Raw genomic sequence first — 15,730 nt, 5'->3', positions numbered from 1 at the left:
TTGACGACCGGCAGACAGGAGGAGCAGGGCCGCTCGATCCAGCCGCGACCCCGGCTTCACCCCATCTTCCCTCCTGATGGTCAAGTTCCCCGACGGGTAGCGGTTGCACACCCCGACCCTGCCAGGCTCAGCAAAACCGATCGCGCACGATGATCCGGGCGTTGCCGAGCACACCGCCGAGTTCCACGTCACCTCCATCCTCAACAAGCTCGGCGCCGACACCCGCGCCCGCGCCGCCGCGCTGGCCGCCCAGCAGGGCCTGGTTTGACTTTCCGGGAGCCCGTTCTTTGGGGAGGCGGGCGCGAGGGCGGCCGGCTCAGCCGGGCTCCTGGGCGTGCTCGAGCGCGCTGCGGATGAGGTCGGTGACGTGGTGGTCCATCAGCCGGTAGTAGGCCATGCGCCCCTCCTTGCGGAAGGCCACCAGCCGCTCCCCCCGCAGCAGCCTTAGCTGGTGGCTCACCGCCGACTCGCTGGTGCCGGTGAGGGCGGCGAGGTCGCACACGCACAGCTCGGTCGCGGCCAGCGCGGCCAGGATGCGCAGCCGGGTGGGGTCGCTCACCGCCTTGAGTAGTCGGCTAGCTCGAGCCATCTGCACCCCGTCTGGCATCGCCCGGCGGGCCTTCTCCAGGGCTTCGGGGTGGATGCCCCGCTCCTCGCAGGCGGCGGCTCGGTCTAAAGCGGTCGGCATCGCGATAACCTCGTCTCGAGTATGCCACAGGCCACAGGCCGCGGGCGGCTAGCGGAAGCGCAGCAGCCGCAGCGAGTTCAGCGTGACCAGCGCGGTGGCCCCGGTGTCGGCCAGGATGGCGGGCCACAAACCGGTGATGCCCAGCAGCGTGGTGGCCAGGAACACCGCCTTCAGGCCCAGCGCGAAGGCGATGTTCTGCGCCACGACCCGCATCGTGTCCCGCGAGAGCCGCACCAGCTCGGCTACCCCCCGCACCGAGCCCCGCAGCACGGCGGCGTCGGCGGTCTCGAGGGCCACGTCGGTGCCCCCTCCCATGGCGATGCCCACGTCGGCCCAGGCCAGGGCGGGCGCGTCGTTGATGCCGTCGCCCACCATCGCCACCTTGCGCCCCTGGGCCTGGAGCTCTTTCACCTTAGCCGCTTTGTCCTCGGGTAAAACCTCGGCGATTACTGTGTCTATGCCCAGCTGGCGGGCCACGGCCTCGGCGGTGCGGCGGTTGTCGCCGGTGAGCATCACGGTCTGGATACCCATGCGGTGCAGCGCCTGCACCGCCTTGCGGGCGTCGGGCCGCGGCTCGTCCCGCAGGGCGATGAGGCCCAGCGGGGTGGGCGGGTTCAGCAGCACCACCACGGTCTTGCCCTGGAGTTCCATCGCCTCGATCTGCCCGGCTACCTCTGCGGCCAGGGGAGCGAGTTCGGCTGCGTACCTGGGCGAGCCGACCACCAGGGTTCGGCCCTGCACCATGGCTTGTGCCCCCTTGCCCTGGACGGCCTGCTGGTCGCTGGAAGGGGGCAGCGTGGCCCCCACCTCGTCGGCCTTCTCCACGATGGCTTTGGCCAGGGGGTGGGAGGAGCCCTGTTCGACCGCAGCGGCGAGGCCCAGCAGTTCGGCCTCGGAGCCTTCCAGAGCAACCACATCGGTCACCCGGGGCCGCCCCTCGGTGAGGGTGCCGGTCTTGTCGAAGGCGACGGTGCGGACGCGGGCGAGGGTCTCCAGCACCGCGCCCCCCTTGATCAGCAGGCCCCGCCGCGCCCCCGCCGAGATGGCCGAGGTGATGGCCGCCGGCACCGAGAGCACCAGCGCGCAGGGGCAGCCGATGAGCAATAGCGCCAGCGCCTTGTAGAGCCACTCGTGCCAGGCTCCGCCCAGGAACAGGGGGGGCACCACCGCGATCAAGGTCGCGATCGCCAGGACCCCAGGGGTGTAGTAGCGGCTGAAGCGGTCGATGAAGCGGGCGGTGGGGGCTTTGGACCCCTGGGCCTCCTCGACGAGGTGGATGATGCGGGCAATGGTGTTGTCGGAGGGGTCCTTGTCCACCCGCACGGTGAGCACCCCGTCGGTGTTGATGGAGCCAGCAAACACGCGGTCACCGGGGCCCTTGCTGACCGGCACCGATTCTCCGGTCACCGGCGAGTCGTCCAGGGCCGAGAACCCGCTCAGGATGGTGCCGTCGGCGGGGACCCGCCCGCCTGGGCGCACCTGCACCACCTGCCCGACCCGCAGGCTACTGGCGGGGACCTCGCGGGTACGGATGTCCTCCCCTTCCCCCTCGAGGAGGAAGGCGGTCTTGGGGGCCAAGGCGGCCAGGGCTTTGATCCCTGCTCTGGCCCTTCCGGCGGCGATGCCTTCCAGCAGCTCGCCCACCGCAAACAGGAACACCACCACCGCGGCCTCGGGGGCCTCGCCGATCACGACCGCGCCGATGGCAGCGATGGTGACCAGGGTGTTGATGCCGAAGGGGTTGCCCAGCCTTACCCCCGCCCAGGCCTTGCGGGCCAGCGGCCAGACCCCGACTAGCGTGGCGGCGACGTAGCCCCATTGCGCAAGGCGGGGCTCGAGGAAGCCGAAGGCGAAGGCCGCCGCCAGCAGGGCCCCGCTGAGGAGCACCCCGCGCCCCTGGCGGGTGGCGTGCCAGGGCCGGCCCTCGTGCGGGTGGGCGGGGTCAGGCGGGGCCTCGGGGGCGTGCGCTTCCCGCGCCTCGGCGCCGGCGCTGCGCAGGGTCGGCTCGTAGCCCAGCGCGCGGAGGTCGGCCTCGAGCCGCCGGCGCGGCGTGACCGACTCGTCGAGGTTGAGCCGGAGGAGCTGCGTGGCGAAGACCGCCCGGGGGTTGCTGGCGCCGGGGGTCTTGCGGACGAGGGCCTCGATCTTGTTGGCGCAGTCGGCGCAGTCCATCCCCTCGACCCGGTAGCACAGCTCGGGCGCGGAGGGCGCGGGGGGTGCGGGCGTTGGGCGGCTCATCAGGGCTCCTCTTGAGAACGCGGTTTCAATATCTGAGCAACCGCTCAGCTATAGCAGGAGTCTAGCAATACATGAGCGTTTGTTCAAGTATTGCCGGGCCGATTACAGACTTGACCGCTATACATCTTTTGTATGCAACCCCAGGAACCTCAAAGCGGAGAGGGGGTTGAAGGAGAAGGCTTCCAGGGCGGCTTTTTTAGCCTGGACCTTGCGGTAGTTGAGGCAGTTCAGCACGAAAGCCCGCAGGGCACAAAGGTTGAAGGCCAGGGCGCCACGGGCCTGGGCATGGTCCTCGCGTAAGAGCACGTCGCGTACCCAGAAGTTCCGGTTCTCCACGCCCCAGCGTTGGCGCATGAGTTCGCCCAGACGCCTGGCCCCCGCCGCCTCGGGTCTGAGGCTACTCAGGGCGTAGTGCACGCTGTAGCGCTGCTGCTTGCTGCGCTTATGCCACACCCAGCGCTCCAGGCGCACGGCCTGCCGGGCAAAAGGGAAGTCCAGCCAGGGGGGGAGATGGGGGGAGGCCGAGGCCCGGTAGCGCCACACCTCCCCGTCACGGAGTTCTTCCCACTGGACGATGCTTTCCCCGGGCAGGGGATGCTCGTCCAGGCAAGCGAACAGCCACTCTACCGCCTCCAACGCCCGGGCTTGGTTGGCTCTCAGGCTCAGCAGGTAATCCCCCCCTTAGCCCGGATGGCTTCGGCCACCCGGGGGTAGAGGAAGCCCGCGTCGGCCACCACCACCCGACCGGCTAAACCCTCCAGCCCCATGCGCTCCAGCAGACCCAGCAAGGCCTCATCCTCCCGCCCACCGACTTGGGCCTGGGCCAGGCTGTGGCGGGCTTGCTCACACCACAGCTCCACCACCCGCACCACCGGGCTCTCGCCTTTAGCACTCCCCCGCAAGACCTTGCCATCCGCGACCAGGGCAGAGGTAGTAGCGGTAGAGGTAGGGAAAGAGGCGGGAAGGGGGAGTTCGGGAAAGACCTGTTGCAGGGCTGAACCCAGCGCTTGCGGGTCCAAGCGGCGGATGAGCTGGGCGATTGAGCTGCGTCCTGGGGCCTTGCGCAAGCCCAGGGGCTTACACAGGAAGGGATTGGCTTGGGCAAAGCGGGCCACACCCCGCAGGGAGTCCACCCGGCACACAAAGGCCACCAGCACCAATGCCACCACCCCCCACAGCGGATAGCGCCGGTTCTGGTAGCGTGGATCGTCCAATGAGGCTAAGGCTTCGCGTAAGTTCATGCCTCTATCTAGCCTCAACCCTGAATAACGGTCAAGTCTGGAAGTCAACCTGAAATCCCAATTGCCCTCACCCCGAATGCGGTAGCTTGGTAGGGTCTATGGGAAAGAGCGCACGGAAACAGGCCTTGAAGTATTCGTCCAAGCCCAAGCCCAGCCCCTGGCCCTGGGTCATCGGCGGCGTTCTCGTGCTGGCGGTGGCGGTCTGGGGCTTCCTGCGCTGGCAGGGCCAGCAGGGGGTGCCCAGCCTCGAGAGCCTCATCGAGGAGGGCAAGCCGGCCCTCACGCAGGTGCAGAACCACCCGGACTACGGGCGCAGCCACGCCAACATCGGCGCCTCGCTGAGCTACGCCACCGACCCGCCCACCTCGGGGACGCACTGGTACAACTGGAGTGAGCCGGGCTTCTACACCCGCGGCGAGCCCCGGGAAAAGCTGGTGCACGCGCTCGAGCACGGCAACGTCGTGATCTACTACGACCAGCCCGGGGAGGAAGTGCTCAAGACCCTGCGGGTCTGGGCCGGCCGCTACCGGGGCCAGTGGGACGGGCTGGTGGTGGTGCCCAAGGCGGGTCTGGGCCAGACCGTCGAGCTCACCGCCTGGACCAAGCTGCTGCGGCTGGAGCGCTGGGACGCCGCCGCGGCTGCCGCCTTCATCGACGCCTACCGGGGCCGGGGGCCGGAGAACCCGGTGCGCTAGACGCTGAATGTTCGACGCTGATAGCTGATAGCTGATAGCTGAGCGCGGGTCGTACGTCGTACGCAATACGCAAGCCGCAAGACGCTACTTCTCCACCCCCCTTAGCAAGGGGGGCTAGGGGGGATACTCCCACACGTCACTAGCTCTTGGTCACCGGCCGCACGGCATGTGTAAGCTGGGGGTGAGTATGGCTCGAGTGCTGCTGGTCGATGACGACCCTTCCATCCACGAGGTGCTGGGGGCCTACCTGCGCCAGGAGGGGCACGAGGTGGTGGAGGCGCGCGACGGGGCCGAGGCGCTGGCCCGGCTGGGCGCGGCCGACCTGCTGATCCTGGACCTGATGCTGCCGAAGGTGGGCGGGCTCGAGGTGGCCCGGGAGGCGCGGCGGGACTACCCCGACCTCCCCGTCCTGATGCTCACCGCCAAGGGCGAGGAGGAGGAGCGCATCGAGGGCCTCGATCTCGGCGCCGACGACTACGTGACCAAGCCTTTCAGCCCGCGCGAGGTAGTGGCACGGGTGCGGGCGCTGTTGCGACGCCGGGGGCTGCGCGACGAACTCGCCTTCGGGGCCCTCACCCTCAAGCCCGCCGAGCGCGTAGCCCTGCTGAACGGGGCTCCCCTACCGCTGTCGCGGCTGGAGTTCGACCTGCTGCTCACCCTGGCCCAGCACCCCGGGCTGGTGTGGAGCCGGGCGCGGCTGCTCGAGCGGGTGTGGGGCGGGGACTTCCCCGGCGTAGATCGCGTGGTGGACGTGCACATCGCGGGCCTGCGCCGGAAGCTGGGCGAGGACAGCGACAACCCCCGCTACATCGAGACGGTGCGCGGGGTGGGCTACCGCTTCCGGGAGGAATAATGTTCACGCGGCTGTTCCTGACCCACCTGCTGGCGGCGCTGGTGGCGCTGGTGGCCTTGCTGGGCTTCGCGGAGTGGCTGGCCCCGCGCTTTTACCAGAGCCACATCGAGCAGATGGTGGCGGCCATCGGGCCGCAGGGCCACGAGCTGCACGCCGACCTCGAGCGCGGCCTGCGCTCGACCCTCACCGCCGCCTGGCTGGCCTCGCTGCCGCTGGCCGGGCTGCTGGCGGCGGGCACGGCCTGGGTGGTCTCGAGGCGGGTCAGCCAGGGGGTGCGGCTGCTGGCCCATGGCAGCCGTAGCATCGCGCAGGGGCACTACCACGACCGCCTGCCGGTGCACGGCCGCGACGAGCTGGCCTCTCTCGCCCAGGACTTCAACCGCATGGCCGAGGCGCTGGAGAGGGTCGAGCAGAGCCGCGTCGAGCTCATCGGCTCCGTCGCCCACGAGCTGCGCACGCCCCTGGCCGGGCTGCAGGGCTACGCCGAGGCCCTGGCCGACGGGGTGCTACCGCCCGAGCAGGCCGCCGGGCGCATCAGCCACGAGGTGCGGGCCATGCGTCGCCTGGTCGAGGATTTGTCGCTGGTCTCGAGGGTCGAGGCGAGAGCGGTGGAGATTCGCCCGCAGGCGCTCGACCCCGCCGCGGCCCTGAGGCGGGCGGCCGAACGCTTCGAGCTGGTGTTCGCGGAACAGGGGGTGGCCCTGCGGCTCGAGCCCTGTGGGCCGCTGCCGGCGGTGTGGGGCGATCCCGAGCGCCTGCAGCAGGTGCTCTCCAACCTGCTCGCCAACGCCCTGCGCCACACCCCGCCCGGCGGGGAGGTGGGGCTGAAGGCCGAGCCGGCGCGGGGCGGGGTGCGCTTCAGCGTGCGCGACACCGGCCCTGGCATACCCCCCGAGCACCAGGCGCGGGTCTTCGAGCGCTTCTACCGCGTGGACTCGGCCCGCAGCCGGCAGGACGGCGGAAGCGGGGTAGGCCTGACCATCGCCAAGGGCCTGGTCGAGGCTATGGGGGGAACGATGGGCCTCGAGAGCGAGGTCGGGCGCGGCAGCACCTTCTGGTTCACGCTGCCGCCAGCCCGGTCCTGAGCCCTGTCGCGCTCTTCCTCGCGCTGCGCCTGATCCGGTGGGAAGGGGCGCCCTAAAGCGTCACGAAGGGCTCGAGCCGCCCTTTGACGAGGGCCAGCACCCGGTAGGGCTGGGTCTTGGGGCCGGGCATCCCCGGCGTGCCCGAGGGCATGCCCGGCAGGGCGATCCCGTCGATCCTGGGTCGCTCGCGCAGCAGCTTCTGGAGGGCGGCCAGCGGGACGTGCCCCTCCACCGTGTAGCCCGCGAGGCGCATGGTGTGGCAGCTCTGGGCCTCGGGCGGGATCCCGTAGCGGCGCTTGAGGGGGCTGAGGTCGTCCTGCAGCACCACCTTCACCAGGGCGCCCTGCGCCTGGAGGAACTTCACGTACTCCCCGCAGCAGCCGCAGGTGGGCGACTTGTAGAGGGTGGCCTCGAGGCCCTTCAGGGCACTCCCCTGCTGCGCCAGGGCTCCGCCGGCCAGGCCCAGGGCGAGGCCGCCGAGCATCTTCAGCGCTCGTCTTCGGTCGGGTTGATGGGTCATAAGCTTCCTCTCCGACAGAGGCTAATGCCTTGGTGTTAAGCCTTTGTAAACCCGGTAGTTTCAGCCGGCACTCAAGGCAACTTCAGGCGGGGGGGCTAAAGTTGAACCTCCTTCGACCCGCCGGCTCGAGCTTTAACTCTGCCTCTCGTCGTCCGGAATTGCCAGCCGGATCAGGGCCGAAAGGCCGAATTTCAGGAGGTCCAGCCATGCAGCACAGCAGCCAGCACCACACCCACGGCACCACCGGCATGAGCCCCGCCATGCAGGCTTGCATCGAGGCCTGCGGGGAGTGCCACGACGTATGCCTCACCACCGTTCAACACTGCCTGCAGCACGGCGGCCAGCACGTCGAGCCCGCCCACATGACCATTATGATGGACTGTGTACAGATTTGCGAGACGGCCAAGGACTTCATGCTGCGGGGCTCGCGGCTCCACGCCCAGGTCTGCCGGGCCTGTGCCGAGGTCTGCGAGGCGTGCGCCCAGAGCTGCGAGGCCATCGATGACCCCGACGGCGCGATGAGGGCCTGTGCCGACGCCTGCCGCCGCTGCGCCCAGGAGTGCCGCCGCATGGCCCAGGCCGCCTGATGCCCGCCCCCTCGAGCCCCCGGCCACGGCCGGGGGTTGCCCTTTGCACAGGCTTAACACTCCACGCGCAGGCTAAAGCAGGAGGCGTTATGAACCGACGCGAACTGTTGAAGTACGGAGCCCTGGGCCTGGCGGGCAGCTACGCGCTCTCGAGGCTTACCGCCCTCGCCCAGGCGTCCTTTCCCCAGCCCCGCACGCTCGAGGTGCGCCGGGCGGGCGGCGTGGTAGAGGCGCAGATTGCTGCTCGACAAAGCAATCTCACCATGGGCGGCAAACCCGTCCAACTGCTGACCTACGGTGGCTTCCCCGGCCCTACCCTGCGCCTGCGCGAGGGCGAGACGGTGCGGCTCAACTTCACCAACAACCTCCCCGAGGCCACCAACCTGCACCTGCACGGCTTGCACGTGCCCCCGAGCGTGGACGACCCGCTGGCCCTGGTCCAGCCCGGCGAGAGCCGCCTGTACGAGTTCACCGTCCCTAAGGGCTCAGCGGGGACTTACTGGTACCACCCCCACGTCCACGGCCGGGTGGCCCCACAGCTCTACGCGGGGCTGGCGGGCCTGCTGGTGGTGGAAGGGCCGCTCGATGCCCTGCCCGAGTTGAAGGGGGCCGAGGAACACCTCCTGGTGCTCAAAGACTGGCTGTTCTCCGGCAACCGGATCCCGGCCTGGACCCACATGGACTGGATGAACGGCCGGGAGGGCAACCTGCTCACCGTCAACGCCGCCGTGCGCCCGACCCTGCGTGCTCAGAAAGCCACCCTGCGCCTGCGGCTCCTGAACGCCAGCAACGCCCGCTACTACCGGCTGGCGTTGGAAAACCATCCCCTCTACCTCATCGCCACCGACGGCGGCTTCCTCGAGAAGCCGGTCGAGCTCACCGAGCTCCTGCTGGCCCCCGGCGAACGGGCCGAGGTGCTCGTGCGCCTGAGCCGGCCTGGCAACTACCGGCTGCAGGCCCTCCCCTACGACCGCGGCGCGATGATGATGCAGGGCGGCATGATGGGCGACCAGGGGATGGGGATGATGGACCACGGGATGATGGACCACGGCAGCAGGGGGGGCATGGGCGACACGGGGATGATGGGCTCCATGATGGGCATGGGGGCCACCCGCCTCGAGACCCTGCTCACCGTGGTGGCCCCGGCCAGCCCCAAGCCCCTGCCGCTGCCGGCCTCGCTGGCCCCCGTCGAACGGCTCGAGCCCGCCAGGGCTACCGCTACCCGCCGCTTCGAGCTAGGCGAGCGAATGATGCAGGCCGAGTTCTTCATCAACGGCCAAATGTTCGACCCGGCCCGGGTAGATGTGCGGGCCCAATTGGGAAGCCTCGAGGTCTGGGAGCTGGTTAACAAAACCGACATGGATCACCCCTTCCACCTGCACACCTATCCCTTCCAGGTGCTCTCGCGGGGCGGCAAGCCGGCGCCCTACCGGGCCTGGAAGGACACCGTGAACCTGCGCAAGAACGAGACCGTACGGATCGCGGTGCCCCTGCGCGACTTCAGCGGGGTCACTGTCTACCACTGCCATATCGTCGAGCACGAAGACCGGGGAATGATGGGGATCTTGCAGGTGAAGGGATGAGGAGGTAAATGTGTCGAACTACGCGATGAAAACCATTTTGTCGGGTGACTTGATCGAGGTCAGGACCCGAGCTGTGGAAGCGCTGAAAGCCCAGGGCTTTGGCATTCTGAGTGAGATTGACGTACAAAAGACCCTGAAGGAGAAGCTGGGCCTGGAGTACGAGCCGTACCTGATCCTGGGAGCCTGCAACCCCAACCTGGCCCGGCAGGCCCTAGATACAGACCGTGACATCGGGCTGTTGCTGCCCTGCAACGTGGTGCTACGCCAGCTCGAGGGGGAGGTTGAGGTCAGCATCCTCGACCCCGAGGCAATGTTTAGCTTAACTGAAGAAGCCACCCGGCGACAGCTCGAGCCCTTGGCCCAAGAGGCCCGTGTCCGTTTGAGCCGTGCTCTGCAAACTCTAGAGGAGGCCCCCTAGAGTCGAGCCGGAGTAAGCCGAGGCAGATGCGCAAAGTTCGGCTGGCGCTGTGGATTGTCCTGCTGGCAGAGGACCGGGGGATGATGGGGGTGCTCGAAGTTCGGGGTTAGAAGGAGGGGACTGTGATGGGTTGGTGTCCTTGGTGTTCTTACGGCTACGGCATGATGGGCGGCTGGGGTTGGCTGGGCCTGCTGGCCCAATTAGCCGTCCTAGTGCTGCTGATCTACCTGCTGGTGCGGGCCCTCTCCCGTCCATCGAGGGAGGGGCGGGACCGCGCCCTGGAGATTCTGCGGGAACGTTATGCCAAAGGCGAGATCGACAAGGATACTTTCGAGCGCATGAAGCGCGACCTGAACGAGTAAGAGGAGGTGCGTTGTGAAACGCGGACAGTTCTGGCTAGCGATCGTAGGCCTGGCCGTGCTGGGGTTAGCCCTTACCCAGGGCATGTGGGGCAATCCGGGCATGATGCAGGGCTATGGGTACGGCCCGGGAATGATGGGTGGGATGATGGGCGGAGGTATGGGCATGATGAGCTTTCATCCCGCCCAGGCTCAGCCCATCCCCCCAGCCGAAGCCAGGGCTCGGCTCGAGTCCTTCGCTCAACGCTTTAGCTCCGAGGCCAAGCTTAAGGATTTCATGAGCTTCAGCGAGAACTACTACGCCCAGGTAGTCGATGCCAAGGGCAACGGCCTGGTAGAGATCCTGGCCGACCGCTATACCGGCAACGTCTATCTCGAGCCCGGCCCCAACATGATGTGGAACACCCGCTTGGGTATGGGCTATGGCATGATGCAGGGCCAGCCTACAGCCACGCGCTACGACAAGGCTGCCGCGCAAAAACTGGCCAGGCAATTTCTCAAGGGCTACTTGCCGGGAGCCACAGTCATGGAGGGTCAGGCTTTCAGCGGTTATTACACCTTTGATTTTGGCCGCAAAGCGGTCGAGGGGATGCTCTCGGTGAGCGCCTACACTGGTGAGGTCTGGGTGCACACCTGGCACGGGATTTTCCTGGGAGAGTAGCAACGGTGCATACCGATCCGGGCTTTGTTTGATCGAAGGGGAGAAGTTAGGATTGTCCTCCGAGGATAAGCCATGGAATTCACCGAACTTTCGCTGGGTTAGTACGTTGCCAGCCTCAAAGCTGGCAAAGACAAAGTGCGCGACCGCGCGGCCTTCCTCGAGCGCTGCGCGCGCATGTACCAGACCCCCAGCCTCGCCGGTTTCCCGATGGTGGGGCTGGGCGGCAGTTGCGGCAAGCCCACCTTCCTCCTGCCTTTCGCCGTCCGCTTCGATCTGGACAAGGTGCTGGCGCTCGAGGCGTGGTTTCGCCGAGCGAAGTGAGGGGTGGCCGTGGCCGAGCGCTTCAGCATGTACGTGGAGTACGGGGCCTACCCCCATCGCAAGCGGCCCGACGACACGGAGCTCGCTGCCGTGCAGGAATGGACTAATGCCACGCTGGTCTTTCTGCGGTCTTCTTATGGGCGCAAGGAAAAGCTACTCACCGCGATGCCTGAAGCCTTGAAGCCCTGACTAACGTCCCTGCCTCTTTATTCGCGGGAAACTTCGGAGGGGATTGACCTTTTGCATGGTTCAAACTATCCTGATTTCACATTCCCCCCCCACCTGGGGAGGGATATACGGCGCCTAAACTGGCTGCCACCCGGAGGGTAACGATGGAACATAGGGCGCATCAAACCACGGCGGTCCTCGAGGTTGCCCTCAGGAATTGCCACGACGGCTCGGAGTACGCCGACCTCGAGCGGCAGTTCGCCCGGCTGGAAGGCGTTCAGCAGGTCCACCTCGACCGCACCCGGGGCGTCGCCCACCTCGCCTACGACCCCGCGGTGACGAGCGCCCAGCGGCTCGAGGCCGAGATCGAGCAAAGGGGCTACGCCTGCGACTGCGCCGACTGCGCCCCCTCCGAGGCCCAGCCCGGGCACCCCAGCGTGGGCTCGGAGGGCCACGACCACGCCCACCACGACCACGCCGCCGTGCGGCACCAGGAGCACGCGGGCCACGAGGGGCACGACAAACACGCCGGGCACGGGGCCGCGATGGTGAACGACATGCTGCGGCGCTTCGTGGTGTCGCTGCTGCTGACCCTGCCCGTCGTGATCTTCTCGCCCATCGGCGGGGCGCTGGGCTTCCCCGACATGCCGCCCTTCGGCCTTTCGATGGGGCTGTGGGGCTTCCTGCTGGCGACCCCGGTGGTGTGGTGGGGCGGCTGGCCCTTCATTAGCGCGGCCTGGCGGGCCCTGCGGCGGGGCGAGGCCAACATGATGACCCTGATCGCCACGGGCATCTTGGTCTCCTACACCTACTCGCTGGGGGCCACTTTCCTCTTCAAGGGCGAGGTGTTCTACGAGGCGGCCGCGATGCTTACCACCTTCAGCCTGGCGGGGCACTGGCTCGAGATGCGCTCGCGCTTCGCCACCGGGCGAGCGGTGGAGGCCCTGCTCAAGCTGGCCCCCGCGACGGCCCGGGTCCGACGCGGGGGGCAAGAAGTAGAGATCCCGCTCGAGGAAGTGGTGGTGGGCGACGAGGTGGTGGTCAAGCCGGGTGAGAAGATCCCGGTGGATGGGGTAGTGGTCTCGGGCCAGAGCTACGTGGACGAATCCATGATCACCGGCGAGCCCATCCCCGTGCTCAAATCCGAGGGGGCCAAAGTCATCGGGGGAACCCTCAACCAAAACGGGGCCTTCACCTTCCGGGCCACCGCCGTGGGGGCCGATACGGCCCTTGCGCGCATCGTGCAGATGGTGCAAAACGCTCAGGCTTCCAAAGCCCCGGCCCAGCGCCTGGCCGACCTGGCCGGGAAGTACCTGGTGTTCATCGCGCTGGGCTCGGGCGTGCTCACCTTCCTCTTCTGGTACTTCCTGGGAGGACAGGGGCTGGTCTTCGCCCTCACCGTGGCGGTCTCGGCGGTGGTGATCGCCTGCCCCGACGCGCTGGCCCTGGCGACGCCGACCGCGATCACCGTGGGGGTGGGGGTGGCGGCCCGGGAGGGCGTACTGTTCAAGAACGCGACCGCGCTCGAGGCCACCGCCGCCATCGACACGGTGGTCTTCGACAAGACCGGCACCCTCACCGAGGGCAAGCCCGCGGTAACCGACCTCGAGCCCATCGCCCCCTTCACCCCCGAAGAGCTGCTGGCCCTCGCTGCCTCCGCCGACCAGCCCTCGCAGCACCCCCTGGCCGAGGCCATCGTGCGGGCGGCCGAGGAGCGTGGCGTGGGCGTGCAACCCCCCGACGCCTTCGATTCTGTCCCCGGGCACGGTGTGGTGGCCCAGGTTAAGGGGCGCACGGTGCTCATCGGCAACCGGAGGCTCATGGACCGGGAAGGCGTCGAGGTGGGCCAACTGGAAGAACGGGTGTCCCGGCTGGCCGCCGAGGGCAAGACCGCCATGTACGTGGCGGTGGACGGCCAGCCCGCAGGGGTGGTCGCGGTGGCCGACGTGGTCCGTGAGTCCGCCCGCAAAGCGGTGCAGGCGCTGCACCGCATGGGTATCCAGACCGTGATGCTCACCGGCGACAACCGCCGCACCGCCGAGGCCGTGGCCCGCCAGTTGGGCATAGACACGGTAATCGCCGAGGTTTTACCCGAGGACAAAGCGGCTAAGGTGAAAGAGCTCCAGGCCCAGGGGCGCAAGGTGGCCATGGTCGGCGACGGGGTCAACGACGCCCCCGCCCTGGCCGAGGCCGACGTAGGCATCGCTATCGGGGCCGGCACCGACGTGGCCGTGGAGACCGCCGACGTGGTGCTGGTAAGGAACGACCCCGCCGATGTCGCCAAGGCCATTCAACTAGCCCGCAAGGTACGCGGGAAGATCAAGCAGAACCTCTTCTGGGCGGCCATCTACAACGTGCTGGCCATCCCCGTTGCGGCGGGAGCGCTCTACAACAGCTACGGTATCCTGTTGCGGCCGGAGTGGGCAGCGCTGCTGATGAGCGCTTCCACCGTGATCGTGACGGTGAACGCGCTGCTGCTGGGGGTGGGGTCGCGGCAGCGCTTTACACGGGCTTAACACAAATTCGCCACCATCGTGCAGGAAGATGATGCGAACAATCCTGGCACTTACACTCGCGCTCGGCTTGGCCCTGGCCCAGACCGACCACTCGCAACACGGGGGCATGGCCATGCAGAGCATGGCCGTGCTGGAAAAGCTCACCGGTAAGGATTTCGACATCGCCTACATGTCGATGATGATTGCCCACCACCGGGGCGCGGTGGAGATGGCCCAGGCGGTGCTCAAGGTCTCGAAGGACGCCCGCATCCGCAAAGCAGCCCAGGAGATCATCGCCGTGCAGAACAAGGAGATTGGCCAGCTTACGGCCTGGCTCAAAGCTTGGTACGGGGTGGCGCCCTCCCGGATGTACATGGACATGATGAAAAGCGATATGAAGCCCATGATGGACACGGCCATAATGAGCATGCAAGCCATGCCGGGGCATGCCATGCCGGTAGACCGGGCTTTTTTAGAGGGGATGATCCCCCATCACCAAGACGCCATCGACATGTCCGAGCTGGCCCTGAAGAAGGCCACCAAGCCTGAGCTCAAGAAGTTCGCCCAGCAAGTCATCGCCGTGCAGCGCCGCGAGATCGAGCAGTATCGGGAGTGGCTAAAGTCCCTTTGAAGCCACCTGCCGCGCTAACCCCACCCCTCCCTGGGTGGGGTTGACTTTATCTCCAGCGAAGCCTAGAATCTACAAACCACCTTACCCAAATCAGGCACTGCAGTTATGTTTAGAGCATGAACCGCCGTGCTTACCCATCGGACGTCCGTGATGAGGAATGGGCTCTGGTGCTGCCCTATTTGACCCTCGCCCCGCTGGAAGCACCCCAGCGCAAGTACGACCTGCGCGAAGTGTTCAACGCCCTGCGCTGGATGGTTCGAACCGGTGCTCAGTGGGACTACCTGCCCCACGACTTCCCACCCCCCCATATCGTTCAGGCGCAAGCCTACCGCTGGATGAACCGGGGGGTCTTCGAAGACCTGGTACACGACCTGCGCATGACCCTGCGAATGCTCCAGGGCAAAGCCGCCCATCCCAGCGCTGCCATCTACGATGCTCGCACCCTACAGTCCACCCCGCAAAGTGGGGAGCGGGCCGGATACGATGGGTACAAACGACGCAAGGGAAGCAAAGTTCACCTGGCGGTAGATACCCTGGGGCATCTGCTGGCCCTGGTAGTAACGGCGGCCAGTGAACAGGAACGGGCCCAGGTGGGAGCCCTCAGTCAACAGGTGCAGGAAGTGACGGGGGAGCAGGTGGAAGTGGCCTTTGTGGATCAGGGTTACACTGGGGAGGAAGCGGCACAAGCGGCAGAGGCGGAAGGCATCGCCCTGTGTGTGGTCAAGGTGGAAGGGGCCAAACGAGGATTCGTGCTGCTGCCGAAGCGTTGGGTGGTGGAACGTTCGTTTGCCTGGACATCCCGGTTTCGCAGGCTGGCGCGAGACTATGAGCGGCTGGCTGAGACCTTGCGAGGTTGGCACTGGTTGGCTTTTTCGATTCTGATGACAGCGAAAACTGTGGAGCTTTTACGAACAGCTAGTTAGCAGGCTCTAAGCTGGAAATGTACCCCTCCCCTGGAGGGGGTGGAGGCGAAAGATGAGCATTGAACTCAAAATCGAAGGCATGAGCTGCGGCCACTGCAAGATGAGCGTCGAGAAGGCCCTTAAGAGTGTGCCGGGCGTGGAGAAGGTGGAGGTCTTCCTGCAGGAGGGCCGGGCCATCGTCGAGGGCAACGCTCCTGTGGACCGGCTCATCAACGCGGTGCAGGAAGAGGGCTATACAGCCTCAGTCCGTCCGTGATCCAGAGG

The 15,730-nt window shown here is 67.2% G+C and carries 20 protein-coding genes; 15 read left to right on the top strand and 5 right to left on the bottom strand.

The features are described 5' to 3' along the window. Positions 1–103 precede the first annotated feature (103 nt). On the top strand, positions 104–268 hold the full coding sequence (locus tag MTAI_RS14740) for a hypothetical protein (RefSeq protein WP_155915755.1): 165 nt from the start codon (positions 104–106) through the stop codon (positions 266–268). Positions 269–316: 48 nt separating this feature from the next. Here MTAI_RS14740 and MTAI_RS14735 read toward each other — a convergent pair whose 3' ends face one another. From MTAI_RS14735 to MTAI_RS15530, 4 genes are all read right to left on the bottom strand, one after another. After that, positions 317–688, bottom strand: a complete 372-nt coding sequence (locus tag MTAI_RS14735; RefSeq protein ID WP_027888516.1) for an ArsR/SmtB family transcription factor — start codon at positions 686–688, stop codon at positions 317–319. Positions 689–736: 48 nt separating this feature from the next. Then, complete coding sequence (locus MTAI_RS14730; RefSeq protein ID WP_187388629.1) at positions 737–2,926, bottom strand: heavy metal translocating P-type ATPase; 2,190 nt, start codon at positions 2,924–2,926, stop codon at positions 737–739. A 117-nt stretch (positions 2,927–3,043) separates the two neighbouring features. Next, a complete protein-coding gene (locus MTAI_RS15535) occupies positions 3,044–3,562 on the bottom strand; it encodes a hypothetical protein (protein WP_036197009.1) in 519 nt (172 codons plus the stop codon). Positions 3,563–3,588: 26 nt separating this feature from the next. Next, positions 3,589–4,167, bottom strand: coding sequence for a transposase family protein (locus tag MTAI_RS15530; RefSeq protein ID WP_027887990.1), 579 nt, complete (start codon positions 4,165–4,167; stop codon positions 3,589–3,591). 98 nt (positions 4,168–4,265) lie between these two features. On the opposite strand from MTAI_RS15530, the gene MTAI_RS14720 reads away from it, so the two are divergent. From MTAI_RS14720 to MTAI_RS14710, 3 genes are all read left to right on the top strand, one after another. Continuing rightward, positions 4,266–4,862, top strand: coding sequence for a thioredoxin-like domain-containing protein (locus MTAI_RS14720; protein ID WP_027887982.1), 597 nt, complete (start codon positions 4,266–4,268; stop codon positions 4,860–4,862). Positions 4,863–5,049: 187 nt separating this feature from the next. Next, on the top strand, positions 5,050–5,715 hold the full coding sequence (locus MTAI_RS14715) for a response regulator transcription factor (RefSeq protein ID WP_027887981.1): 666 nt from the start codon (positions 5,050–5,052) through the stop codon (positions 5,713–5,715). Further along, positions 5,715–6,800, top strand: coding sequence for a sensor histidine kinase (locus MTAI_RS14710; RefSeq protein WP_027887980.1), 1,086 nt, complete (start codon positions 5,715–5,717; stop codon positions 6,798–6,800). The genes MTAI_RS14715 and MTAI_RS14710 overlap by 1 nt, the downstream gene beginning before the upstream one ends. Before the next feature lie 52 nt (positions 6,801–6,852). Here MTAI_RS14710 and MTAI_RS14705 read toward each other — a convergent pair whose 3' ends face one another. Continuing rightward, a complete protein-coding gene (locus MTAI_RS14705) occupies positions 6,853–7,284 on the bottom strand; it encodes a DUF411 domain-containing protein (RefSeq protein WP_245453150.1) in 432 nt (143 codons plus the stop codon). A gap of 242 nt (positions 7,285–7,526) precedes the next feature. Between MTAI_RS14705 and MTAI_RS14700 the strand changes: the two genes are divergently transcribed. The 11 genes from MTAI_RS14700 (at position 7,527) to MTAI_RS14655 (ending at position 15,722) form a co-directional block, all read left to right on the top strand. Continuing rightward, the gene (locus MTAI_RS14700; RefSeq protein ID WP_206074950.1) at positions 7,527–7,907 is read left to right on the top strand and encodes a four-helix bundle copper-binding protein; all 381 of its coding nucleotides are present in this window, start codon (positions 7,527–7,529) and stop codon (positions 7,905–7,907) included. Positions 7,908–7,996: 89 nt separating this feature from the next. After that, on the top strand, positions 7,997–9,490 hold the full coding sequence (locus MTAI_RS14695; RefSeq protein WP_027887978.1) for a multicopper oxidase family protein: 1,494 nt from the start codon (positions 7,997–7,999) through the stop codon (positions 9,488–9,490). Between the two features lie 25 nt (positions 9,491–9,515). Further along, the gene (locus MTAI_RS14690) at positions 9,516–9,908 is read left to right on the top strand and encodes a DUF302 domain-containing protein (protein ID WP_027887977.1); all 393 of its coding nucleotides are present in this window, start codon (positions 9,516–9,518) and stop codon (positions 9,906–9,908) included. 125 nt (positions 9,909–10,033) lie between these two features. Beyond that, positions 10,034–10,270 carry an SHOCT domain-containing protein gene (locus MTAI_RS14685; RefSeq protein ID WP_013156689.1) on the top strand — a complete coding sequence of 79 codons (237 nt, stop codon included), beginning with the start codon at positions 10,034–10,036 and terminating at the stop codon, positions 10,268–10,270. 13 nt (positions 10,271–10,283) lie between these two features. Next, positions 10,284–10,928 carry a hypothetical protein gene (locus tag MTAI_RS14680; RefSeq protein ID WP_013156688.1) on the top strand — a complete coding sequence of 215 codons (645 nt, stop codon included), beginning with the start codon at positions 10,284–10,286 and terminating at the stop codon, positions 10,926–10,928. Between the two features lie 135 nt (positions 10,929–11,063). Next, on the top strand, positions 11,064–11,249 hold the full coding sequence (locus MTAI_RS15525) for a hypothetical protein (RefSeq protein ID WP_013156687.1): 186 nt from the start codon (positions 11,064–11,066) through the stop codon (positions 11,247–11,249). Between the two features lie 27 nt (positions 11,250–11,276). Further along, positions 11,277–11,438 carry a hypothetical protein gene (locus tag MTAI_RS15520; RefSeq protein WP_245392007.1) on the top strand — a complete coding sequence of 54 codons (162 nt, stop codon included), beginning with the start codon at positions 11,277–11,279 and terminating at the stop codon, positions 11,436–11,438. Between the two features lie 143 nt (positions 11,439–11,581). Further along, the gene (locus MTAI_RS14670; protein WP_187388628.1) at positions 11,582–13,933 is read left to right on the top strand and encodes a copper-translocating P-type ATPase; all 2,352 of its coding nucleotides are present in this window, start codon (positions 11,582–11,584) and stop codon (positions 13,931–13,933) included. 28 nt (positions 13,934–13,961) lie between these two features. Beyond that, on the top strand, positions 13,962–14,543 hold the full coding sequence (locus MTAI_RS14665; RefSeq protein ID WP_223299795.1) for a DUF305 domain-containing protein: 582 nt from the start codon (positions 13,962–13,964) through the stop codon (positions 14,541–14,543). A 116-nt stretch (positions 14,544–14,659) separates the two neighbouring features. Beyond that, positions 14,660–15,466 (top strand): IS5 family transposase, encoded by an 807-nt coding sequence (locus tag MTAI_RS14660; RefSeq protein WP_119342530.1) that lies wholly within the window; start codon positions 14,660–14,662, stop codon positions 15,464–15,466. A gap of 52 nt (positions 15,467–15,518) precedes the next feature. Then, entirely contained in the window at positions 15,519–15,722 is a 204-nt protein-coding gene (locus MTAI_RS14655; protein ID WP_013156683.1) for a CopZ family metallochaperone, read from the top strand. Positions 15,723–15,730: the final 8 nt, after the last annotated feature.

The organism is Meiothermus taiwanensis WR-220, assembly GCF_003568585.1.
Classification (GTDB): Bacteria; Deinococcota; Deinococci; order Deinococcales; family Thermaceae; genus Meiothermus; species Meiothermus taiwanensis.
This window is presented reverse-complemented; position numbering and strand designations above follow the sequence as displayed.

Bases quoted from the DNA above. Each gene is read 5' to 3' on its own strand.
- MTAI_RS14735 (WP_027888516.1), bottom strand. From the start codon at position 688: ATGCCGACCGCTTTAGACCGAGCCGCCGCCTGCGAGGAGCGGGGCATC.
- MTAI_RS14730 (WP_187388629.1), bottom strand. From the start codon at position 2,926: ATGAGCCGCCCAACGCCCGCACCCCCCGCGCCCTCCGCGCCCGAGCTG.
- MTAI_RS15530 (WP_027887990.1), bottom strand. From the start codon at position 4,167: ATGAACTTACGCGAAGCCTTAGCCTCATTGGACGATCCACGCTACCAG.
- MTAI_RS14720 (WP_027887982.1), top strand. From the start codon at position 4,266: ATGGGAAAGAGCGCACGGAAACAGGCCTTGAAGTATTCGTCCAAGCCC.
- MTAI_RS14715 (WP_027887981.1), top strand. From the start codon at position 5,050: ATGGCTCGAGTGCTGCTGGTCGATGACGACCCTTCCATCCACGAGGTG.
- MTAI_RS14710 (WP_027887980.1), top strand. From the start codon at position 5,715: ATGTTCACGCGGCTGTTCCTGACCCACCTGCTGGCGGCGCTGGTGGCG.
- MTAI_RS14705 (WP_245453150.1), bottom strand. From the start codon at position 7,284: ATGCTCGGCGGCCTCGCCCTGGGCCTGGCCGGCGGAGCCCTGGCGCAG.
- MTAI_RS14700 (WP_206074950.1), top strand. From the start codon at position 7,527: ATGCAGCACAGCAGCCAGCACCACACCCACGGCACCACCGGCATGAGC.
- MTAI_RS14695 (WP_027887978.1), top strand. From the start codon at position 7,997: ATGAACCGACGCGAACTGTTGAAGTACGGAGCCCTGGGCCTGGCGGGC.
- MTAI_RS14690 (WP_027887977.1), top strand. From the start codon at position 9,516: ATGAAAACCATTTTGTCGGGTGACTTGATCGAGGTCAGGACCCGAGCT.
- MTAI_RS14685 (WP_013156689.1), top strand. From the start codon at position 10,034: ATGGGTTGGTGTCCTTGGTGTTCTTACGGCTACGGCATGATGGGCGGC.
- MTAI_RS15520 (WP_245392007.1), top strand. From the start codon at position 11,277: ATGTACGTGGAGTACGGGGCCTACCCCCATCGCAAGCGGCCCGACGAC.
- MTAI_RS14670 (WP_187388628.1), top strand. From the start codon at position 11,582: ATGGAACATAGGGCGCATCAAACCACGGCGGTCCTCGAGGTTGCCCTC.
- MTAI_RS14665 (WP_223299795.1), top strand. From the start codon at position 13,962: ATGATGCGAACAATCCTGGCACTTACACTCGCGCTCGGCTTGGCCCTG.
- MTAI_RS14660 (WP_119342530.1), top strand. From the start codon at position 14,660: ATGAACCGCCGTGCTTACCCATCGGACGTCCGTGATGAGGAATGGGCT.
- MTAI_RS14655 (WP_013156683.1), top strand. From the start codon at position 15,519: ATGAGCATTGAACTCAAAATCGAAGGCATGAGCTGCGGCCACTGCAAG.